The sequence below is a fragment of the Streptococcus parauberis NCFD 2020 genome (assembly GCF_000187935.1).
Lineage (GTDB): Bacteria > Bacillota > Bacilli > Lactobacillales > Streptococcaceae > Streptococcus > Streptococcus parauberis.
The window spans coordinates 583,375-605,013 of record NZ_AEUT02000001.1; the positions used below are offsets into that span (position 1 = coordinate 583,375).

Annotated in this window: 20 protein-coding genes; 5 read left to right on the forward strand and 15 right to left on the reverse strand. The window is 34.9% G+C overall.

Features of this window, described 5'->3' with window-relative positions:
- Positions 1 to 76: 76 nt before the first annotated feature.
- The gene (locus SPB_RS02910) at positions 77 to 1,621 is read right to left on the reverse strand and encodes an ABC-F family ATP-binding cassette domain-containing protein (protein WP_003105973.1); all 1,545 of its coding nucleotides are present in this window, start codon (positions 1,619 to 1,621) and stop codon (positions 77 to 79) included.
- A gap of 228 nt (positions 1,622 to 1,849) precedes the next feature.
- Between SPB_RS02910 and SPB_RS02915 the strand changes: the two genes are divergently transcribed.
- Entirely contained in the window at positions 1,850 to 3,097 is a 1,248-nt protein-coding gene (locus SPB_RS02915; RefSeq protein ID WP_003105264.1) for an aminotransferase-like domain-containing protein, read from the forward strand.
- Between the two features lie 27 nt (positions 3,098 to 3,124).
- Here the strand turns inward: SPB_RS02915 and SPB_RS02920 are convergent, their stop codons facing one another.
- The 6 genes from SPB_RS02920 to SPB_RS02945 form a co-directional block, all read right to left on the reverse strand.
- Complete coding sequence (locus SPB_RS02920) at positions 3,125 to 3,463, reverse strand: ATP cone domain-containing protein (RefSeq protein WP_003105122.1); 339 nt, start codon at positions 3,461 to 3,463, stop codon at positions 3,125 to 3,127.
- Positions 3,464 to 3,577: 114 nt separating this feature from the next.
- Positions 3,578 to 4,507 carry a 4-hydroxy-tetrahydrodipicolinate synthase gene (gene dapA / locus SPB_RS02925; protein WP_003104387.1) on the reverse strand — a complete coding sequence of 310 codons (930 nt, stop codon included), beginning with the start codon at positions 4,505 to 4,507 and terminating at the stop codon, positions 3,578 to 3,580.
- A gap of 39 nt (positions 4,508 to 4,546) precedes the next feature.
- A complete protein-coding gene (locus tag SPB_RS02930) occupies positions 4,547 to 5,623 on the reverse strand; it encodes an aspartate-semialdehyde dehydrogenase (RefSeq protein ID WP_003104222.1) in 1,077 nt (358 codons plus the stop codon).
- A 270-nt stretch (positions 5,624 to 5,893) separates the two neighbouring features.
- Positions 5,894 to 7,480, reverse strand: coding sequence for a cardiolipin synthase (gene cls, locus SPB_RS02935; RefSeq protein ID WP_080558357.1), 1,587 nt, complete (start codon positions 7,478 to 7,480; stop codon positions 5,894 to 5,896).
- A gap of 54 nt (positions 7,481 to 7,534) precedes the next feature.
- Positions 7,535 to 7,816, reverse strand: a complete 282-nt coding sequence (locus tag SPB_RS02940) for a DUF1905 domain-containing protein (RefSeq protein ID WP_003103827.1) — start codon at positions 7,814 to 7,816, stop codon at positions 7,535 to 7,537.
- Between the two features lie 102 nt (positions 7,817 to 7,918).
- Positions 7,919 to 9,589, reverse strand: a complete 1,671-nt coding sequence (locus SPB_RS02945) for a formate--tetrahydrofolate ligase (protein WP_003103032.1) — start codon at positions 9,587 to 9,589, stop codon at positions 7,919 to 7,921.
- Between the two features lie 267 nt (positions 9,590 to 9,856).
- On the opposite strand from SPB_RS02945, the gene SPB_RS02950 reads away from it, so the two are divergent.
- The 4 genes from SPB_RS02950 (at position 9,857) to SPB_RS02965 (ending at position 13,537) form a co-directional block, all read left to right on the forward strand.
- A complete protein-coding gene (locus SPB_RS02950; protein WP_003106034.1) occupies positions 9,857 to 10,546 on the forward strand; it encodes a phosphopantothenate--cysteine ligase in 690 nt (229 codons plus the stop codon).
- On the forward strand, positions 10,536 to 11,084 hold the full coding sequence (coaC, locus tag SPB_RS02955) for a phosphopantothenoylcysteine decarboxylase (protein ID WP_003103541.1): 549 nt from the start codon (positions 10,536 to 10,538) through the stop codon (positions 11,082 to 11,084). The genes SPB_RS02950 and coaC overlap by 11 nt, the downstream gene beginning before the upstream one ends.
- A gap of 30 nt (positions 11,085 to 11,114) precedes the next feature.
- The gene (locus SPB_RS02960; protein WP_003102541.1) at positions 11,115 to 11,684 is read left to right on the forward strand and encodes an ECF transporter S component; all 570 of its coding nucleotides are present in this window, start codon (positions 11,115 to 11,117) and stop codon (positions 11,682 to 11,684) included.
- Positions 11,685 to 11,818: 134 nt separating this feature from the next.
- Positions 11,819 to 13,537 (forward strand): phospho-sugar mutase, encoded by a 1,719-nt coding sequence (locus SPB_RS02965; protein WP_003105990.1) that lies wholly within the window; start codon positions 11,819 to 11,821, stop codon positions 13,535 to 13,537.
- 188 nt (positions 13,538 to 13,725) lie between these two features.
- On the opposite strand, the gene SPB_RS02970 is transcribed toward SPB_RS02965, so the two are convergent.
- The 8 genes from SPB_RS02970 to SPB_RS03005 form a co-directional block, all read right to left on the reverse strand.
- Complete coding sequence (locus tag SPB_RS02970) at positions 13,726 to 14,682, reverse strand: ABC transporter permease (RefSeq protein WP_003105285.1); 957 nt, start codon at positions 14,680 to 14,682, stop codon at positions 13,726 to 13,728.
- 1 nt (position 14,683) lies between these two features.
- Positions 14,684 to 15,751 (reverse strand): ABC transporter permease, encoded by a 1,068-nt coding sequence (locus SPB_RS02975; protein WP_003103676.1) that lies wholly within the window; start codon positions 15,749 to 15,751, stop codon positions 14,684 to 14,686.
- Entirely contained in the window at positions 15,744 to 17,276 is a 1,533-nt protein-coding gene (locus SPB_RS02980) for an ABC transporter ATP-binding protein (protein ID WP_003102509.1), read from the reverse strand. The genes SPB_RS02975 and SPB_RS02980 overlap by 8 nt, the downstream gene beginning before the upstream one ends.
- Positions 17,277 to 17,402: 126 nt before the next feature.
- The gene (locus tag SPB_RS02985; RefSeq protein WP_003105350.1) at positions 17,403 to 18,458 is read right to left on the reverse strand and encodes a BMP family lipoprotein; all 1,056 of its coding nucleotides are present in this window, start codon (positions 18,456 to 18,458) and stop codon (positions 17,403 to 17,405) included.
- An 86-nt stretch (positions 18,459 to 18,544) separates the two neighbouring features.
- Positions 18,545 to 18,934, reverse strand: a complete 390-nt coding sequence (locus SPB_RS02990) for a cytidine deaminase (RefSeq protein WP_037621125.1) — start codon at positions 18,932 to 18,934, stop codon at positions 18,545 to 18,547.
- Entirely contained in the window at positions 18,921 to 19,583 is a 663-nt protein-coding gene (gene deoC, locus SPB_RS02995; protein ID WP_003103647.1) for a deoxyribose-phosphate aldolase, read from the reverse strand. The genes SPB_RS02990 and deoC overlap by 14 nt, the downstream gene beginning before the upstream one ends.
- Before the next feature lie 13 nt (positions 19,584 to 19,596).
- On the reverse strand, positions 19,597 to 20,874 hold the full coding sequence (locus SPB_RS03000) for a pyrimidine-nucleoside phosphorylase (RefSeq protein ID WP_003102832.1): 1,278 nt from the start codon (positions 20,872 to 20,874) through the stop codon (positions 19,597 to 19,599).
- Positions 20,861 to 21,460, reverse strand: coding sequence for a class I SAM-dependent methyltransferase (locus SPB_RS03005; RefSeq protein ID WP_003103028.1), 600 nt, complete (start codon positions 21,458 to 21,460; stop codon positions 20,861 to 20,863). Before SPB_RS03005 ends, SPB_RS03000 begins: the two co-directional genes overlap by 14 nt.
- Positions 21,461 to 21,639 lie beyond the last annotated feature (179 nt).

The window sequence follows — 21,639 nt, forward strand, 5'->3', positions numbered from 1 at the left end:
TATATTATTTTATTTTTTTTAGGTCAAGTAATATGCGTAATAAAACCTAGAAAATTTTATTTCTAGGTTGCTTTTTTTATGTTAATTGATTAAAATCCCAGACATCAGATACCCAACCCTCATAAAAGTCAGGTTCATGACAAACCATTAATATTGATCCTTTGTAAGCCTTCAATGCTCGTTTTAATTCATCTTTGGCATCGACATCTAAGTGATTTGTCGGTTCATCTAAAACTAATACATTGTTTTCTCTATTCATTAAGAGGCAGAATCTTACTTTAGCTTGTTCTCCACCAGACAAAACTTGAATTTGACTTTCAATATGTTTAGATGTTAAACCACATCTTGCTAATGCTGCACGCACCTCAGCTTGATTAAGTGCAGGGAAAGCATCCCAAACAGCTTCAAGTGGTGTTTGTCGATTTCCACCTGCTACTTCTTGTTCGAAATAACCTAATTCAATAAAGTCACCACGTTCAACTTCACCTGAAAGTGGTTTGATAATTCCTAAGAGACTTTTCAATAGTGTCGACTTACCAATACCATTGGCCCCAGTTATAGCAATCTTTTGGTTTCGTTCAAAATTTATAGTCAACGAATCTTTAGTCAAGGGACGATCATAACCAATTACTAAATCTCGCGCTTGGAAAATGAAACGACTTGGTGTACGAGATTCTTTAAATTCAAAACTTGGTTTTGGTTTTTCAGCCTGTAATTCAATCAAATCCATTTTATCAAGTTTCTTTTGTCTTGACATGGCCATATTACGGGTTGCTACACGCGCTTTATTTCGGTTTACAAAGTCAGTCAAATCAGCAATTTCTTTTTGTTGACGTTCATAAGCTGCTTCTAATTGTGATTTTTTCATTTCATAGACATCTCGGAACTGATAATAATCACCGGAATAGCGAACAAGGTCTTGATTCTCAACATGGTAAACAATATTAATCACATCATTTAAGAAGGGAATATCATGCGAAATCAATACAAAAGCATTTTCGTAGTTTTGGAGATAACGTTTCAACCAATCAATATGCTCAGCATCTAAATAGTTAGTTGGCTCATCTAATAATAAGATATCTGGTTTTTCAAGAAGTAACTTAGCTAATAAGATTTTCGTCCTTTGACCACCCGATAATTCTGTCACATCAGATTCCATCCCAAATTCCATAACGCCAAGAGCACGCGCCACCTCATCGATTTTTGCGTCAAGGATATAAAAATCCCGAGATTCAAGGCGGTCTTGGAGTTCACCAACTTCTTCCATCAAAGCCTCAACGTCAGCCCCTTCGTCAGCCATTGACATGTAAATTTCATTGATTCTCTCTTCTGTTTTAAAGAGCTCGTCAAATGCTGTACGCAAAACGGCACGAACTGTTTGCCCTTGCTCAAGAACAGTATGCTGATCCAGGTAACCAGCTGTTACATATTTAGACCATTCAACTTTTCCTTCATCAGGGATTAGATGACCCGTAACGATACTCATGAAGGTTGACTTTCCTTCACCATTAGCTCCAACTAGGCCAATATGTTCCCCTTTCAAAAGTCGGAAAGAGACATTTTCAAAGATTGCACGGTCACCAAAACCGTGACTCAAATTTTTCACTTCTAAGATACTCATATGTTCATTATCTTTGATTTAACACCAAAGCATTTTTTCCTTTCACAAATCGCAGAGCTATTATCTTGTGCTCTCAAATCATCAAAAAAGCCGTTACAACGGCTAATATCTATAGTCATTATGGCAAAATCGCAGAGCTTTGTCAATTCAATAATTAGTGGAAACCTTAAATTTGCCACTATGAATTATTTAAGGTAAAATAGAAAAAAATCTGTACGGGGACAAAATATGACGAGCATCTACCAAACTATTGTAAATGACTTAACACAAGCCATTACAGATAATTATTTTAAAGAGGGTGATAAACTTCCTTCCATTCGGAAAATAAGTTTACAATATAAATGTAGTAAGGATACCGTACAACGGGCTCTACTCGAATTAAAATTCAATAATTTAATCTATCCGGTAGCTAAAAGCGGTTATTATGTTTTGGGAAATATTAAGGACAGTCAGTCTAACTCAACTAAAAGTTTAGAGCAAGTTAATCATGAAGCTTTTGAAGATTTTAAGCAGTGTCTTAATCAAGCACTTAACCATCAAGAAAATCAACTCTTCAACTATTATCATAAAGAAGAAGGTTTAGATGAATTGATCAAGTCACTTTCCCATTACTTTATCAATAATCAAGTCTTTACATCATTAAAGAACATTATGGTTACTTCTGGTAGTCAGCAAGCTCTCTATATCTTAAGTCAGATGCCTTTTCCTAATGGCAATCAAACAATTCTGATTGAAAAACCAAGTTATTCTCGGATGGAAAATCTGCTAACAACATTAAAGATTCCTTATCAAACTATTGAACGTCATTTTCATGGAATTGATTTGAAAACTTTAGAGGAAATATTTAAAGAAGGTAATATCAAATTTTTCTATACCATCTCACGATTTTCAAATCCCTTAGGATTATCCTATACAAAAGAAGAAAAAGAAAAAATTGTAGACTTGGCCAAACAATATCAAGTTTATATTGTTGAAGATGATTACCTTGGAGATTTTGCCAAAGGGAATGATTCGCCAATTCATTACTATGATACTAATGATCGAGTAATTTACCTAAAATCTTTTTCAATAACTGTTTTTCCATCTTTACGGATTGCAGCTCTTGTGTTACCTTTAGAATTGCGGATTGATTTTATACGCCATAAATCACTCATTGACCTTGATACCAATTTAATTATGCAAAAGGCTTTAGCTCTTTATTTATCAAATGGTATGTTTAGTAAAAATCTCAAAAATCAGATTCACTTTTTCTTTACTAATCGAGGACACTACCGTGATATTTTTACAGGCAATCAAATGATTAATGCTTATCATGTTACTCCTACCGATCTTATAATAAAGGTACCTAAGAAAACAATCATTCCAACAGAAATCAAAAAAGCCTCTCACAAAATTATTAATAACAAGAAATCTATCTACGTCATCTTCAAATTGAGGGAAACTCTAGCTCCATTGCTGGAAGATTGGATAAAATAAAAAGAAAGCAAATTCTTTGCTTTCTTTTTATTTTGTTTGCTCAAAGCGGAGATGGACGATAATACTATCACCATAACCATTTCTTTCAAGATCTCTTTGAAGACGATATGAAATATAGTGTTCAGCAACATTGATAAAGCCTGCATCCATCAGACGATTCTCGACTAAAGATTGAATCATATTAATTGTTGGTTTTTCAACCTTCGCTTCTTCTAAATCAAGAACAACTTTTTTTGTAACCTGTGCTAAATTTTGGCGCCAAGTTTCATCAATAACATATACAGTTCGTGCAGCTTTAATGATGGCTTGATAAATTTTATCAGGATTAAATTCTGCAACCTGACCATCACGTTTAATTATTTGCATTGTACCGCCTCTTTTCATCTTGTTTTCAACTTACTTACATTATGCAAATCTTTTGACCATTTGTCAAGTTATTGCACCTTGCAATACTTTATAAGAATTATCTAGATTAATTTCTTAGTAATCTGGTCTGAGGACACCAGTTGTCACATATTCTTTAGGCGCTTTGTCAAGGACAATCGCAATAATGCTATCGGCCTCATCTCGAGTACAGGCTACAAGCGGAAGACGCAATGGCCCAACATTAAATCCTTGATGGTTGAGAACTGCTTTAACAGGTGCTGGACTAGCTACAGAGAATAAGGCGTTGACTTTAGGTAAAAATCGTCTTTGTATTTTCGCCGCTTCCTTAATATTCCCAGCTTCTATTGCTTGAAACATGTTATAAATTTCATCACCATTAGTATGTGATGCGACACTGATTAGGCCATCGGCACCTAAGTTCATGGCGTGAAATGCTTGTCCGTCTTCGCCAGTGTATACCAAGAACTCTTCAGACTTGTTCTCAATAATATAAGCCAAGTGATCCAAATTAGTACAGTCTTTGATACCAATAACATTTGGATGCTCTGCCAATTTCAACAAAGTATCCGGATGAAGTTCAACCACAACTCGGCCAGGGATATTATAGATAATAATTGGTAAATCACTAGCATCAGCGATTGCTTTAAAATGGTGATAAAGGCCCTCTTGGGTCGGTTTGTTATAGTAAGGAACTATGGCCAAACCGGCTGCAAATCCTCCAAAAGCATCAACTTCTTTGGCAAAATCGACAGAGTCTCTGGTGTCATTTGTTCCAATTCCAGCAATTAGGGGAACACGTCCATTGACGATTTTCTGCACTGCAGAAAATAATTCAAGCTCTTCTTGGTGAGTCAAAGTAGGACTCTCAGCCGTTGTACCAGCAAGAAGAATAGCTTCTGTATGATGATCCAAGAGGTGTTCAATTAATTTTGGTAAGGCATCAAAGTTGATTGAACCATCTGCATGAAATGGTGTAACTAAAGCTGTAATAATGTGACAGTTTTTAAGTTGTGAATAAGACATAGAGTACCTGCTATCTTCCATTGGGTTTTGTTGTAAGTGTTAATTCAACTCGAATTTTAAATCTTGACTAGCTTTCACTAAACCTCTCTCATGTAAAGTTTCTGCAATTTGAACAGAATTCCAAGCTGCACCTTTTAAAAGATTGTCAGAGACAACCCACATATGCAAGCCATTTTCAATATCGAGATCTTTTCTAATTCGGCCAACATATGTTTCTCTGGAACCTACAGCATTAACTGCTTGAGGATAAATTTGATGAGCAGTATCATCTTCAAGGATAGCACCAGGGAATTCTGCTATTACTGCTTTTACTTGATCAATTGGGGCAACAGTTTTAGTTTCAATATAGACTGATTCAGAATGAGCTGATAAAACTGGAATACGAACACATGTTGCTGAAACTTTAATGGAATCATCCGACATGATTTTTTTCGTTTCATTTGTCATTTTCATTTCTTCATAAGTGTAATCATTAGCAGTAAAAACATCAATTTGAGCTAAAGCATTGAAAGCAATTGGATAATGTTCCTTATCCCCTGAACAAGGTAAAATATTAGCTGTTACATCTTTTGGATTCAAACCTTCATTAATAACTTGACTAAACTGATTAAGTGTTTCATTTATAGCTGATTGACCTGCTCCAGAAACGGCTTGATAAGTTGAAACAATAATTCGTTCCAAGCCCCATTTTTGACGAATAGGTTCAAGGGCGACCATCATTTGGATTGTAGAACAATTTGGACAAGCAATAATACCATTGTGATTATCCATTGCTTGTGGATTAACCTCTGGAACAACAAGAGGAACATCAGGATGTTGTCTAAAATGAGAAGTGTTGTCTACAACAACTGCTCCTGCTTTAACAGCATATGGAGCATACTTTGCAGAAATAGAGCCTCCGGCTGAAAATAAAGCAATATCAACTCCTTGAAAAGCAGATTCAGTCGTTTCTTCAATAACAATTGATTCATTTTTATAAGTTAAAGTTTTACCAGCTGATCTTGATGAAGCTAGTAACCTAACTTTTTCAATTGGAAGGCTAGATTCTTCCAACATTTTAACCATTTGTGTTCCAACGGCACCTGTGGCACCAACAACAGCGACTGTATAACCCATTTTTCTACCTCACTATAAACTATTGTTTACTATATTTAAAATTTTCAAAAAATTTATATTTACTTATTATAGCGTAAAATTTTTAACTTGAAAAGTCAAAAAAAAACCTTTGTCAAAAGACAAAGGTTTGGGGCATTCAAAGAATGTGATAAAAGGGTTCACACAATTTATCAAAGTCGGCTCCTGCCTTAATGACCTCCCCGCGCAAAAGTGGTCTTAGACCACAATCGACTCATCGCATGTACCTATCATAACAGAAAGATTCTTTAATTACAAGAGGGGTGCAATTGTTTTTACCAACAGACCAACAAGTTTTTGATGGAATGGACGATTATTAACCATTTCAGGTGTAACTATTTTGGATTGTTCTTGTACTTTTTGAAAGTCTTTTAAGATATCGGAAATAATCGATACACGATATAAATATGTTGCACACTCGAAATGATGATAAAGACTTCTGTAGTCAAGATTAATAGTGCCCACTACTGCTTTCATGCCATCACTGACAAAGATTTTCGAATGAACAAAGCCAGGTTTATACTCATAAATGATTACACCAGATGACATTAAAGCTTTATAGTAAGTTTTTGCTAGGGCATAAGGAATTTTTTTATCTGGGTTACCGGGCATAATTATTCTGACATCAACACCACGTTCGGCCGCAAAACGTAAAGCATGCTCCATCTCACTATCCAAGATAAGGTATGGTGTCATTATATATACATACTCTCTGGCATGGTTAAGAATATCGATATAAACATTCTCGCCAATTTTATCTGTATCTAATGGTGAATCACCATAGGGGATAATGTAACCATCAGACGGAATGTGTTTTGTATGTTCTATTAAATAGGGTTCAATGATAATTTCTTTTTCAGAAATTGACCACATTTGTAGAAAAAGAACTAAGAAACTGTCAACAGCTTTCCCTTCAAGCATCAAACCAGCATCTTTCCAATGACCAAAGCGATCAATCTCATTTATATATTCATCAGCTAGGTTAATACCACCAGTAAATGCTACTTCCCCATCAATAACAACAATTTTCCGATGATCACGGTAATTGTAATAGGTCGAAATAATTGGGGAAATTGGTAGGAATGATTTTGCTTTGATTCCCAGTTCACTTAAACGTTTTGAATAATCCAGTGACAAAGTCGAAAGCTCAGTCATTCCATCATATAATACTCTAACCTCGACGCCTTCATTAACTTTTTTCTCTAAAATTGTTAAAATTTCACCCCACATAAGACCTTCTGCAATAATAAAAAATTCCATAAAGATATATTTTTCTGCCTTTAATAGCTCAGCTTTCAAGGTTTCAAAAAAATCTTCGCCACCTGGAAAGTAGGTTGTCCGCGTCCCATCATAAACTGGGAAATTGCCACTTGTTCTTTGTAAATATTGGACTAAATGATAGGTAGTTGAAGTCTTTCCTTTTAAGACTTCTAAAATCTCTTGATCATTTTTCATAAACTTACTACTCTCATCGACTAAGTGATTAATTCGTTTTTTTAAGCCTCGATAACCCCAGTCTAGTTTTGTATAAACTAGAAACAAGGACCCTAATAAGGGTGCAATCATAATTAATATTAGCCATGTAACCCGAGAAATAGCATCCATTTCACTATTTACTAGATATAGAACAATAAACATTGAAAAAATGGCTTCAACAATTGTTAACCAATAACGATATTGCTCCATCCAGGCATAGGACTGATAAATAAAAACTAATTGGATGACAATCAGAATAGCAATAACTGTCACCCGACTGAAGATTCCTCGCAAAAATCCTAATTTACTCTTATGGAGCAGATACTTTACTTTTGTTTTATTATTAATGTGCCTTTCCTCCATAAAGTTTGATATTAACAGATATTATATCATATTCAATGATTAGACAGGAATCAATTAATCTCTTTCTCTAAGAGTTATTTCAACAGTATCACCAATTGTTTTATTGATTGCCTTTTGAATATCTTTTCTGATTCCAATAATATAGACAACTTGATCGAATTCATCCTTTATTCCCATGTTAACAATTGACCCATCATAATCATAGCCATCAAATGTAACATGGACTTTAACACGTCCTTTATTGAATTCTTCTCTAATATTATACGGAAAAATAGTATAAGCTCCTCCTTTTCCAGGAACTGCATAGATAGTTGATTGATAAGTATATGTTTTCATCTTTTTTATTACCTTTCTAGTCAAGTCTATCATCAATAGTTTATCAAAATTTTCTATTCCTTCCCATAAAAAAAGAGAATCTTAGATTCTCTTTTAATTATTTTAGAATAAACCAATAGCAGTTCCGTCGTCTAATACATCCATATTTAAGGCAGCAGGAGCTTTTGGTAAACCAGGCATAGTCATTACATCACCAGTTAAAGCAACTATAAAACCAGCACCAGTTTTTGGAACAAATTCACGAATTGTGATGTCAAAATCACTTGGTGCACCTAAAAGATTTGGATTATCTGAAAAACTGTATTGTGTTTTGGCCATACAAACTGGTAATTTATCCCAACCAAATTCACTAAACTGCTTTAATTGATTTAAGGCTTTACCAGAGTATTGAACTGAGCGACCACCATAAATTTCGGTAACGATTTTTTTAATTTTCTCTTGGATAGCATCTTCTGATTGATAAAGGCGACGGTAATTTGCTTGACCTTTTTCAATAACTTCTACTAAAGTCTGTGCCAATTCGACACCGCCATCAGCACCATCGGCCCAAACACTTGCTAACTCAACAGGGACATCAATTTGTTTGCACAATTCTTTAAGTGCTGCAATTTCAGCCTCTGTATCAGCTACAAACTCATTAATGGCAACAACAGCTGGTACATTATATTTTCTGATGTTTTCCACGTGTTTTTTTAGATTGGCAAAGCCATCACGGACAGCTTGAACATTTTCATTATTTAAATCAGCTTTAGCCACACCACCATGCATCTTGAGTGCACGTAAAGTAGCAACTATCACAACTGCATCAGGAGTTGTTGGTAAATTAGGCACCTTGATATCGAGGAATTTTTCAGCCCCTAAATCTGCTCCAAATCCAGCCTCTGTAACTGTATAATCAGCTAAGCGTAACGCAGTACTTGTTGCAAGTACTGAATTACAGCCGTGAGCAATGTTAGCAAAAGGTCCACCGTGAACCAGTGCAGGGGTTCCATAGATAGTCTGAACTAAATTTGGTTTAATAGCATCCTTAAGAATTAATGTTAAAGCACCCTCAACTTTTAAATCTCTAACATACACAGGCTGACGGTTTTTATTGTAGGCAATAACAATATTTGCTAATCTTTCTTTTAAATCAGCTAAATCAGTTGAAAGACACAAAATGGCCATGATTTCAGAAGCTACGGTTATATCAAAACCGTCTTCTCTTGGTACACCATTAAGCGGACTTCCTAGACCAACAATAACCTGACGAAGTGCACGGTCGTTCAAATCCAAAACGCGTTTCCAAATGATACGGCGTTGATCAATCTCAAGTTCATTTCCTTGTTGTAAATGATTATCAATTAAGGCTGATAAGGCATTATTCGCTGTAGTAATGGCATGCATATCTCCTGTAAAATGAAGATTAATGTCTTCCATTGGTAAAACCTGTGCAAAACCGCCACCAGCAGCTCCACCTTTTATTCCCATAACAGGTCCTAAAGAAGGTTCACGTAAGGCAATCATTGTTTTCTTACCAATTTTATTGAGAGCGTCTGCTAAGCCAATACTCATTGTTGATTTTCCTTCACCCGCTGGTGTAGGATTAATGGCAGTAACTAATATTAGTTTGCCAACTTTATTGTTTTCTAATGATTGAATTTTATCAAAGGATAATTTTGCTTTGTATTTACCATATAATTCAATATCATCATAGGTAATCCCAACTTTTTCTACAATTTCTGTAATAGGTTTGAGTGTTATGCTTTGAGCAATTTCTATATCTGATTTCACTTTAGTCTCCTTGTTAGTTAAGATATGACTATTATACCACAGTCGCAAGACAAACAAACAAATATATATTTATATATAATTAACGTTCGGTTTCTTGCTATTTTTACAAGATTATTTCATTTATTTGAAAATCTAAATAAATTAAACCGAACATAACGAGATATCTGCTCTGATTTAATATATGTATAATTTTAGATTAAATATTCTATAAATTCATCCGCGAATTAAAACGTTTACTAACTAGTGATTTTTGTGTAAAATAAGGCTATGAAAATATTAATTACATCTGGTGGAACTACTGAAAAGATTGATTCTGTTAGAGGGATTACAAATCATTCAAGTGGTCAAACAGGAAAAGAAATCGCTCAATTATTTTTAGACCATGGTGACCAAGTAACTCTTGTTACAACTAATGCTACTATTAAGCCAGATCCACATACTAATTTAACTACTTATATCATTAGTAATGTTGATAGCTTATTGATGACCTTAGAACCTTTAGTTAAAGAAAATGACTGTCTTATTCATGCCATGGCAGTTTCTGATTATACCCCAGTCTATATGACAGACATGGATGAATTGCTAGCTACAAGTAACCCCCTGACCTTACTTGAAAAAGAAAATAAAGAAAGTAAGATTTCTTCAAAATCAGACTACCAAGTTCTTTTTCTTAAAAAAACGCCCAAAGTCATTTCAATGGTTAAGGATTGGAATCCAACTATTCAATTAATTGGTTTCAAATTACTTGTTAACGTATCTGAGGAGGAATTGATTAATGTAGCCAGAGACAGTTTACGAAACAATAAAGCCGCTGCAATTATTGCTAATGACTTAAGTGGTATTAACAAAGACGAGCATCCGGCATTATTAGTTTCCGCTGAAAATGTTCAAAAGTTAGAATCGAATCAAGAAATTGCTCAAGCTATTTTTGAAAGGGTGAGCGCATATGATAACTAAAATTACTCTTGCAGTTTCCGGTAGCATTTCAGCCTATAAAGCTGCTGATTTAACGAGTCGTCTTGTTAAAGAGGGCTATCACGTAACTGTATTAATGACTAAAGCTGCCCAAGCTTTCATCACTCCACTCACATTACAAGTCCTTTCAAAAAACACAGTCCATTTGGATATCATGGATGAAGATGATGTTTCCAAAATTAATCACATTGACCTGGCCAAAAATACCGATTTGTTCATTGTCGCACCTGCTAGTGCCAATACGATTGCTCATCTTTCATATGGCTTTGCAGACAGCATAGTGACAGGTGTCGCCTTGGCTTTGCCTGAGGAGACAAAAAAAATGATAGCGCCAGCAATGAATACAAAAATGTACACAAACCCAATTACCCAAGAAAATTTAAAACGCTTGGCCTCAGTTGGTTTTTATGAAATCAAACCGAAATCGAGTTTACTAGCCTGTGGAGACATTGGAACTGGTGCCTTAGCTGATATCGAGACTATCGTATCGGAAATTCTTAACTTATCTGAAATTAAATAAATTTATAACTTTAAAGGAGTTTTTTTACTTATGAACCGTTCTAAAGCATCAACGATTGCTACTATTTCAATCTTTTTTGCCATTATGCTACTGATTCACTTTATCAGTTCAATGGTTTTTAATATCTGGCCGGTCCCAATTAAACCGACACTTGTTCACATCCCAGTAATTGTAGCATCAATTGTTTATGGTCCTAAAATCGGTTCCATTCTAGGTGGATTAATGGGTATTATAAGTATTATTACCAATACCATTGTCCTTTTACCAACCAGCTACCTTTTCTCTCCATTTGTCACTAATGGTAACTTTTACTCTATTATTATTGCTTTAGTTCCAAGAATTCTAATTGGTGTCTTCCCATACTTTATCTATAAAATGATGCAAAATAAGGCAGGGCTCATTCTATCAGGAATAATTGGATCTTTAACTAATACAGTTTTTGTCCTTAGCGGAATTTTTGTTTTTTTTGCTACTGTATTTAACGGAAATATTAAAGCCTTGTTAACTACAATTGTTTCAACAAATGCAATTGCTGAAATGGTAATTTCTGCCCTTGTTGTCTTTGCAATAGTCCCAACTTTAACAAAATTGAAAAAATAAAAATTTACTTGTTCTTCGGAGTAAGTTTTTTTGAAAATTTAATTATGTAAGCAATGAAATCTCTATAAAAAAAGATGATTTTTTCATTCCAAAATGGTATAATGAAAGCGTTTAAAAATATAAAGGAGCAAATAATGACTTATAAAGAAAATTATCAAAAATGGTTAGCTGTTTCTACTCTTCCAGATTATCTTATGGAAGAACTTAAATCAATGGATGATAAAACTATGGAGGATGCCTTCTATACCAATTTAGAATTTGGTACAGCTGGGATGCGTGGTTACATTGGTGCAGGAACAAACCGAATCAACATCTATGTAGTACGTCAAGCTACTGAAGGTTTAGCCAAATTGGTTGAGTCAAAAGGTCAGGATGCTAAAGATGCAGGAATCGCTATCGCTTATGATTCACGTCATTTTTCACCAGAATTTGCCTTTGAATCAGCACAAGTATTAGCTGCGCATGGCATTAAGTCATATGTTTTTGAAAGCTTACGACCAACCCCTGAATTATCATTTGCTGTTCGTCACCTTGGAGCTTTTGCAGGGATCATGATCACAGCCAGCCATAATCCAGCTCCATTTAACGGTTATAAAGTTTATGGTGCAGATGGTGGACAAATGCCACCAGTAGACGCTGATGCTCTTACAGACTATATTAGAGCTATTGAAGACCCATTCTCAATTCAACTAGCAGATTTAGAAGAAGCTAAAGAAACAGGTTTAATCGAAGTCATTGGTGAAGCTATTGATAAAGAATACTTAAAAGAAGTTAAAGATGTCAATATCAACCAAGACTTAATCGACAACTACGGACGTGACATGAAAATTGTATATACACCACTACATGGTACTGGTGAAATGCTTGCTCGCCGTGCTTTGGCTCAAGCAGGTTTTGAATCTGTTGAAGTTGTTGAAGCACAAGCAAAACCTGATCCTGATTTTTCAACTGTAAAATCTCCCAATCCAGAAAGCCAAGCAGCATTTGCTCTTGCTGAAGAATTAGGTCGTCAAGTAAATGCTGACGTTTTAGTTGCAACCGACCCAGATGCTGACCGTTTAGGTGTTGAAATTCGTCAGGAGGATGGTTCTTATTGGAATTTGTCAGGTAACCAAATCGGTGCTTTAATTGCTAAATATATTTTAGAAGCTCATAAGCAAGCAGGTACTTTACCTGAAAATGCTGCTCTAGCTAAATCAATTGTGTCTACAGAGTTAGTTACTAAGATTGCTGAAAGCTACAGTGCAACAATGTTTAATGTTCTTACTGGCTTCAAGTTCATTGCAGAAAAAATTCAAGAATTTGAAGAAAAACATAACTATACTTACATGTTTGGATTTGAGGAAAGTTTCGGTTACCTCATTAAACCATTCGTACGTGATAAAGATGCTATTCAAGCAGTATTAATAGTTGCTGAAATTGCTGCTTACTACCGCTCTCGTGGTTTAACATTAGCAGATGGTATTGATGAAATCTACAAAGAATATGGCTACTTTGCTGAGAAAACCATTTCACTAACACTTTCAGGTGTTGATGGAGCTGCTCAAATTAATTTAATTATGAATAAATTCCGAGATAATGCACCAAGTCAATTTAACAATACAGAAATTATACTTTCTGAAGATTTCCAAGAACAAACAGCAAAAGATGCTCAAGGAAACGTTAAACCATTAACAACTCCTCCAAGTAATGTATTAAAATATACACTTGCTGATGATTCATGGTTTGCAGTTCGTCCTTCTGGTACAGAACCCAAAATCAAGTTCTACATCGCAACTGTTGGTGAAACTTTAGAAAAAGCTGAAGAAAAAATTGCTACAATCGAAAAAGAAATTAATGCATTCGTAGATTAAAAAAAAGGTCCAGTGGACCTTTTTTTCTGTTCTCCATGAAATATGAAAGAGAACACCTTGGTCCAGTGGACCTTTTTTTGTTAAAGAACTAGGAAAAATTTCCTAGTTCTTTCGTTTTCCATTCAAGAGTCACTCGCCTGAATCGATTTTCTATTCCTATAAAACAAAAAAGAGCATTTCTGCTCTATTTATTTTGATTTAATATAATTAACACCATCAGCTTTTGGCGCAACAGCTTGACCAAAGAAAGCTGCTAGGATAAATATTGTGAAAACATAAGGGGCAATTTCCAAGTATACTGGTGGAATTGATTCTAGGAATGGAAGCTGACTTCCAATAACTGCCAAACTTTGAGATAAACCAAAGAATAAACTAGAAAGCATTGCTCCAATTGGATTCCACTTACCAAAAATCATTGCTGCTAGAGAAATAAATCCAGGACCTAAAATTGTCGTAACAGCAAAGTTTACTGAAATAGATTGAGCATAAACTGCTCCTCCGATTCCGCCAAGAAAACCAGAAATCATTACACCATAATATTTCATCAAATAAACATTAATACCTAAAGTATCAGCTGCTTGAGGGTGTTCACCAACTGAACGAAGGCGTAGACCAAATCTTGTTTTATACAAGACATACCAAGCTACAAATGAAAATACTACTGCAGTGTATCCAATTAATGTAGTATTTTTAAAGAAAATATCACCAATCACTGGAATTTGTGATAATATTGGAAAATCAAATTTACCAAAAGAAGTTTGAATATTATCAGTTTGTCCTTTGCCATAAAATGCTTTCACAAGGAAAACTGCTAATGAAGGAGCTAGTAAATTTAAAACAGTACCACTAACAATATGATCTGCTCTAAAGTTAATTGTTGCTACAGCATGGATAAGTGAGAAAATTAAACCTGCAATCCCAGCAACTAAGATTGAAATCCATGGTGTTGCTGCTCCAAACACCTTAGCAAACTCGAGGTTGAAAATGATACCAGTAAAAGCACCAATAACCATAATCCCTTCAAGACCAACGTTAACGACACCAGATCTTTCAGAGAAGGTCCCACCAATACTAGTGAAAATTAAAGGAGTTGCATAAATAAGCATTGAGGACATTAATAAGGATAAAATTGTAACTATACTCATCTTATTTACCCCCTTTCACTGTTATTTTTTTCGTTCTAATCATATAACGTTCAATCAGGTAATGCGTTCCAACGAAGAAGATAATTGAGGCTGTAACAATTTTCACAAGTTCTGGTGGAATACCAGCAATGTTCATACCAGGTGCTCCAACATTTAGGACACCAAATAAGAATGATGAGAAGAATATTCCAATTGGATTATTTGCCGCTAATAAACTAACTGCCATCCCATCAAAACCAACTGCTAAAGAGCTAGATTGAACAAAGACATTGCCAAATGTACCAAGACCTTCTACGACTCCTCCAAGTCCAGCTAAAGCACCTGAAATAATCATTGAAAGAATGATTGTACGTTTTGAAGACATACCTGCATACTCACTAGCATGTGTATTTAAACCAACTGAACGAATTTCAAATCCTAAGGTCGTTTTATTGAGTAAGAACCAAATTAATACTATAGCAATGATTGCAAAGAAAATTCCAATATTAACTCGGGAATGATTAGTTAAATCTGATAACCATTGGGATTGGTAACTAGCATTTTTACTAACTTGAATAGAAGAGTCAATACTTTGTTTCATACTTTTGGCAAAACCATTTTGAATAACAGCGTTGCCGATGTATAAAATAATGTAGTTCATCATGATAGTTACAATAACTTCACTAGTACCTAAGAAGGCTCTTAAAATACCAGGAATTGCCCCCGCAATTCCACCTGCAATCATACCAATTAAAACGGTGAAAAGAATTAATAAAGGGCGAGACATTTCAGGATGTGCTAATGCAAACCAAGTTGATGAAATCCAACCAGCTAAAGCTTGACCAGAAAGACCAATATTAAAGAATCCAGCGCGACTTGCAACTGTAAAGCCAAGCGCAATTAGAATTAGTGGACCCATTGCTCTCATGATTTCACCAATATTTTTAACACTACCAAAGGCGACTTGGAATAATCCTTCATATCCCCAGATTGGATCATAGCCAAAAATAAACATAATAATTGCACCCAGTATAAATCCCAATAATACGGATATGACTGGTACTGCAATTTGTTGTGCCTTTTTAGACATTTTCTTCCTCCTTATCAATCGAACCACCGGCCATCAAGATACCTAATTCTTGCTTATTAGTGTTTTCAGGACTTACAATACCTTGAATTTTACCATCATGAATTACTGCTATTCTATCTGATACATTTAATATTTCATCTAATTCAAAACTTACAACTAAGACTGCTTTCCCTTTGTCACGTTCTTTAATTAGACGTTTGTGAATATACTCAATTGCACCAACATCTAGCCCACGAGTCGGTTGGCTAACAATCAGTAAATCCGGATCACGGTCAACTTCTCTAGCTATAATTGCTTTTTGTTGGTTTCCTCCAGAGAATCCTTTTGCAGGTACTAATTCACTTGCGCCTCGAACGTCGAACTCTTTCATCAATTTACGAGCATATTCATTAATTTTGTTGTAGTTTAGAATACCATTTTTACTTAATGGTTCTTTGTAATAAGTTTGTAAAGCAGTATTTTCTGCCAAGGAAAGATCTAAAACTAGTCCATCTCTATGACGATCTTCAGGAACATGACCAACTGATAATTCAGTAATTTGACGAGAAGACATATGCGTAACATCTTTATTTTTTATTGTAATTCTACCAGATTTTGTTTTTCTTAAGCCAGTAATAGCTTGAATAAGCTCACTTTGTCCATTACCATCAATACCAGCAATACCAACGATTTCACCAGCACGAACATCAAGTGAAAGACTTTTAACTGCAGGAACACCTCGATTTTCATCTACAACCAAATCTTTAATAGATAAGATGACATCTTTAGGTTGTGATGGATCTTTCTCTGTAATAAATGATACTGAGCGACCCACCATCATTTCAGCAAGTTCTTTTGAACTAACCCCTGCTACTGGAACTGTTTCGATACTCTTACCACGTCTAATAACTGTAACTTTATCTGCTACAGCACGAATTTCATCTAGTTTATGAGTAATCAATACAATTGATTTACCTTCTTTGACCAAATTTTTCATGATAGACATTAATTCTTTAATCTCTGATGGAGTTAATACTGCTGTTGGTTCATCAAAGATAAGAATATCCGCACCACGATATAATGTTTTCAAGATTTCAACACGTTGTTGTGCTCCAATAGAGATATCAGCAACTTTTGCATCTGGATTTACAGATAGACCATATTTTTCTGATAATTCTTTGATATCTTTACTTGCTTGTTTTAGGTCCAAAACGCCATTTTTGACTGTTTCATTTCCTAAAATTATGTTTTCAGCTACAGTAAAAGCCTCTACCAACATGAAATGTTGGTGAACCATTCCAATTCCTAGTTTAGAAGATTTTGATGGCGAATCAATATCAACTACCTGCCCATTAATGATAATTTCACCTTCAGTAGGTTCTAATAAACCAGCTAACATATTCATTAATGTTGATTTGCCAGCTCCATTTTCTCCTAAAAGGGCATGAATTTCACCTTTTTCAACTTGCAAATTAATATGATCATTTGCAATAAACTCACCAAATTTTTTTGTAATGTCTTTCATTTCAATGACATATTGAATCATGGGATTGTGCTTCCTTTCAATTCACTCTTTTATTTCAGTAAAGCTTGTCACTAGTCACAAGCTTTACTGAGATAAAAGTATCTCAGTCTAAAAAGAACGACCGACGAAGGTCGTTCTTTTTAGTTATTATTTTTCAGGAACTTTGATGTCACCAGAAATAATTTTTTCTTTTGCTTCTTTAACTGCTTTTATAGCATCGTCGTTTAAGTTTGTAGTAGCAAGGTCAACACCACCATCTTTCAAACCATAAACAGTTGTTTTTCCACCAGGGAATTTCTTATCAGCAACAAGTTTGTTAATTAATTCAACTGATTTACCAACTTGTTTAATAGATGAAGCTAATACAAAGTTAGATTCTTTTTTATCGTTAGTTGTGTATTTACCTTCAGCTTCTTGGTCACGGTCAACACCGACAACCCAAACTTTTTCATCTTCAGAGCGTTTTTCATTGATACTCTTAGCTTCGTTAAAGACACCAGCACCAGTACCACCAGCAGCTTGATAAATTACATCAGCACCACCAGCATATTGGGCAGCTGCAATTACTTTCCCTTTAGAGGCATCACCAAATGATCCAGCATAGTCAACTTTAACTTTGATTGAGTCGTCAACTGATTTAACACCAGCTTCAAAACCTTTTTCAAAACGAGTGATAACTGTACCTTTCATACCACCTACAAAACCAACAACTTTCTTTTTTGTAGTTTTAGCAGCAGCAATACCAGCAAGATATGCAGCTTCATTATCAGCGAAAGTTACGCTTGCAACATTGTCTTTACCTTCGATTACATCGTCAATAATTACAAAGTTTACATCAGTATTATCACCAGCTGCTTTGGCAATTGCGTCTTTTAGAGCAAAACCGATACCATAAACAACTTTATAACCATTTGATACTGCAGTATCAAGGTTAGTAGCATATTCAGATTCACTGTTAGATTGGAAGTAATCAAAACCAGCACCTTTTTTTAGGCCATTTTCTTTACCCCAAGCTTCCAAACCTTCCCAAGCTGATTGGTTGAATGATTTATCATCAACACCACCAGTATCAGTTACAATCGCTGCTTTCAAATCAGTTTTAGCATCTTTACTATCAGATTTTGAAGCACCACGATTACCACAAGCAGCTAAACTTAACAATGCTACTGAAGTTAAACCAAGACCAATAATTTTCTTGTTCATCTAAATGAACCCTCCTAAAAGTTTCTAGCAATTACTTGCTGAAAAATAATATAAAGCCTTATGGCTGAATAACAAAATAAGTCAGATTATTTTAAATCTGTAAAAGAATAGGGTAGTAAGTCACCTACTGTCATTTCCTGGGTTCTGCCATCTTTTGCAATTAAAGTTACTTTTGCTGTAGATGGGAAGAACTCCGCCATGACTTGACGGCATGCTCCACATGGAGAAACCGGATCTTTGGTCTGACCATAAATGACAATTTCTGACAATTCTTGATAGCCTTCAGAGACTGCTTTAAAAATAGCTGTTCTCTCTCCGCAATTTGTCAAACCAAAACTAGCATTTTCAATATTACAGCCTGAAAATGCATGTCCTTCTTTTGTAAGTAATGCGGCACCAATAGGAAAATGAGAATATGGAACATAAGCATGTTTACTTGCATCAATTGCTAATTGAACTAAATTAATAGCCACCATTAGCAATTTCCCCACGTACAATTTTCACACCAGATGAAGTACCAATTCTTGTTGCACCAGCGTCGATAAATGCTGCGGCATCCTCTAAAGAACGAGCTCCCCCAGCAGCTTTAACACCAATATCAGGTCCCACTGTTTGACGCATTAGTTTAACATCTGAAATATTGGCACCTGCTGTTGAAAATCCCGTAGATGTTTTAACAAAATCAGCACCAGCAGCAACTGAAAGTTGGCAAGCTTTAACTTTTTCTTCATCAGTTAATAAACATGTTTCAATAATAACTTTAACTAATTTATCACCACTTGCTTCAACAACTGCATGAATATCATCTTCAACAGCTTGGAAATCGCCTTGTTTTAATAAACCAATATTAATGACCATATCAATTTCATCTGCACCGTTTGCAATGGCATTTTTTGTTTCAAAGGCTTTTGTTTCAGCAGTTGTTGCACCTAATGGAAATCCAACTACAGTACAAACTTTAACATCTGTGTCTTCTAGTTCTTTAGCACAGTATGAAACCCATGAAGGATTTATACAGACACTTGCAAAGTCAAATTCCTTAGCTTCTTCTAATAATTGATCAATTTGACCTTTAACTGAGTCAGCTTTTAGCAAAGTATGATCAATATATTTATTAATTTTCACAAATGTATCCTCCTTAGGATATGATTTCAATAATCTCTTTTGTATCAAAGTGTTCCTTACTTATTTTAACATTTTTTTCGAAATCTGTAAGCACATTTTGATCTAAATCTTCACAAGAATAAACCGTTGCGATGACTTGTCCAATAGTAATGTAATCGCCAACTTTTTTCTCAAAGACAATTCCACTTTCATAATCTAATGGGTCTGTCTTTACTGCACGACCTGCACCTAATCTCATAGCAATTAATCCAAATTCCAAAGCTGGCAATTCAGAAATATAGCCTTCCTCTTTTGCTAAAATTTCTGTTTTAACAGGTGAATTAGAAGGACGATATAAATCTTCTAAATCCCCACCTTGATAAGAAATCATCTCTTCGAATTTTTTTAGTGCTTTTCCATTAACTAATTGGTCTTTAATCTCTTCGAGACTTTTCTCCACTCCAGCTAATTCTAACATCAATTGTGCTAATTCACAGATAAAATGAGTGATATCGTCGCGACCTTTTCCTCGCATGATGTCAATTGCTTCCAGAACTTCTAAACGATTTCCGATTGCTTGTCCTAGGGGTTGACTCATGTTAGTAATAACAGCAATAGTTTTGCGACCAACTTCTTTTCCTAAATCAACCATAAGGCGCGATAGCTTTTCTGCATCCTCAATGGTTTTCATAAAGGCCCCATCACCAACTGTTACATCTAGCAGGATGCTGTCTGCTCCAGCTGCAATTTTTTTACTCATTACTGAACTTGCGATAAGGGGAATAATGTCAACTGTTGCTGTTACATCACGTAAAGCATAAAGTAATTTATCTGCTTTTACTAACCGATCGGACTGTCCAATGACAGAAACACCAATTTCTTGAACTTGTTTAATAAATTCATCTTGACTTCGGTCAATTTGATAACCTTTAATAGCTTCAAGCTTATCAAGTGTACCTCCAGTGTGACCAAGACCTCGTCCACTCATTTTTGCAACGGGTACCCCAAAACTTGCAACTAATGGAGCTAAAATTAGGGTAACTTTATCCCCTACACCACCTGTTGAGTGTTTATCAGTTTTTATCCCGTTAATAGCAGACAAATCAATCTGATCTCCGGTCTTAACCATACTCATTGTTAAGTCACGAGTTTCACGAGTAGACATTCCTTTAAAGTAAACTGCCATTGCAAAGGCAGCCATTTGATAATCAGGAACACTGCCATCAGCATATCCTGAAATTAACCACTCAATTTCTTGAGTCGATAACTCTTTACCATCACGTTTTTTTTGAATTAAATCAACTGTTCTCATCCTTTATACTCCTAAGAATGTAATAACCTTTATCTTTTTTGATAATTTCAACATTACCAAAAATTGAAGACATTTTATCCTTTGCACTTGGTGCACCTTGTTTTTTTTGAATCACAATAGTCAAATCCCCACCATTATTTAAAAAATTTATACTTTTTTCGATAATTTCATGGACAACTTGTTTTCCAGCCCTGATTGGTGGATTACTAATAATGTGATCAAAAGTTCCTTGAACATTACCGTAAATGTTGGACTGTTTAATTGTAGCTGTAACACCGTTTCTCTCAGCATTTTTTTGAGATAAATCGATAGCTCTGTTGTTGATATCAACCATTGTGGCATCGACTTTTTGAACTTTAGCTAAACTAATTCCGAGCGGGCCGTATCCACAGCCGAGATCTAAGACTTTATCTCCTGGATGGAAGTATAAAGTACTCAATAATACTTGACTACCATAGTCAATCATTTTTTTTGAAAAAACACCAGCATCCGTTAAAAATGTAAAAGTGGCTCCTAGTAAGGAAACTCTTAATTCATGAATGTCATGTTGACTATCTGGGTTTTCATCATAATACATATTTGCCATAGAAATTCCTATCTTTTTAAGATGCTTTTTCATTCTACCATACTTTGAAATGGTTTACAAGACGCTTGTTATAATTGTTTTTCATGATAATGTTCGTCTTTTAGTTGATAGAATTCTATTCATTATTTTAGAAAGTTTATACACATAATGTATTTTTACTGTTTTATTATTAAATTTAG

What these genes read in the sequence shown, in the direction of transcription:
- SPB_RS02975 (WP_003103676.1), bottom strand. Translation starts at nt 15,751, where the DNA reads ATGTCTAAAAAGGCACAACAAATTGCAGTACCAGTCATATCCGTATTA.
- SPB_RS02930 (WP_003104222.1), bottom strand. Translation starts at nt 5,623, where the DNA reads ATGGGTTATACAGTCGCTGTTGTTGGTGCCACAGGTGCCGTTGGAACA.
- SPB_RS02960 (WP_003102541.1), top strand. Translation starts at nt 11,115, where the DNA reads ATGAACCGTTCTAAAGCATCAACGATTGCTACTATTTCAATCTTTTTT.
- SPB_RS02910 (WP_003105973.1), bottom strand. Translation starts at nt 1,621, where the DNA reads ATGAGTATCTTAGAAGTGAAAAATTTGAGTCACGGTTTTGGTGACCGT.
- SPB_RS03000 (WP_003102832.1), bottom strand. Translation starts at nt 20,874, where the DNA reads ATGAGAACAGTTGATTTAATTCAAAAAAAACGTGATGGTAAAGAGTTA.
- SPB_RS02915 (WP_003105264.1), top strand. Translation starts at nt 1,850, where the DNA reads ATGACGAGCATCTACCAAACTATTGTAAATGACTTAACACAAGCCATT.
- SPB_RS02965 (WP_003105990.1), top strand. Translation starts at nt 11,819, where the DNA reads ATGACTTATAAAGAAAATTATCAAAAATGGTTAGCTGTTTCTACTCTT.
- coaC (WP_003103541.1), top strand. Translation starts at nt 10,536, where the DNA reads ATGATAACTAAAATTACTCTTGCAGTTTCCGGTAGCATTTCAGCCTAT.
- SPB_RS02940 (WP_003103827.1), bottom strand. Translation starts at nt 7,816, where the DNA reads ATGAAAACATATACTTATCAATCAACTATCTATGCAGTTCCTGGAAAA.
- SPB_RS03005 (WP_003103028.1), bottom strand. Translation starts at nt 21,460, where the DNA reads ATGGCAAATATGTATTATGATGAAAACCCAGATAGTCAACATGACATT.
- SPB_RS02985 (WP_003105350.1), bottom strand. Translation starts at nt 18,458, where the DNA reads ATGAACAAGAAAATTATTGGTCTTGGTTTAACTTCAGTAGCATTGTTA.
- SPB_RS02980 (WP_003102509.1), bottom strand. Translation starts at nt 17,276, where the DNA reads ATGATTCAATATGTCATTGAAATGAAAGACATTACAAAAAAATTTGGT.
- SPB_RS02990 (WP_037621125.1), bottom strand. Translation starts at nt 18,934, where the DNA reads ATGGTGGCTATTAATTTAGTTCAATTAGCAATTGATGCAAGTAAACAT.
- SPB_RS02920 (WP_003105122.1), bottom strand. Translation starts at nt 3,463, where the DNA reads ATGCAAATAATTAAACGTGATGGTCAGGTTGCAGAATTTAATCCTGAT.
- cls (WP_080558357.1), bottom strand. Translation starts at nt 7,480, where the DNA reads ATGGAGGAAAGGCACATTAATAATAAAACAAAAGTAAAGTATCTGCTC.
- SPB_RS02950 (WP_003106034.1), top strand. Translation starts at nt 9,857, where the DNA reads ATGAAAATATTAATTACATCTGGTGGAACTACTGAAAAGATTGATTCT.
- SPB_RS02970 (WP_003105285.1), bottom strand. Translation starts at nt 14,682, where the DNA reads ATGAGTATAGTTACAATTTTATCCTTATTAATGTCCTCAATGCTTATT.
- dapA (WP_003104387.1), bottom strand. Translation starts at nt 4,507, where the DNA reads ATGTCTTATTCACAACTTAAAAACTGTCACATTATTACAGCTTTAGTT.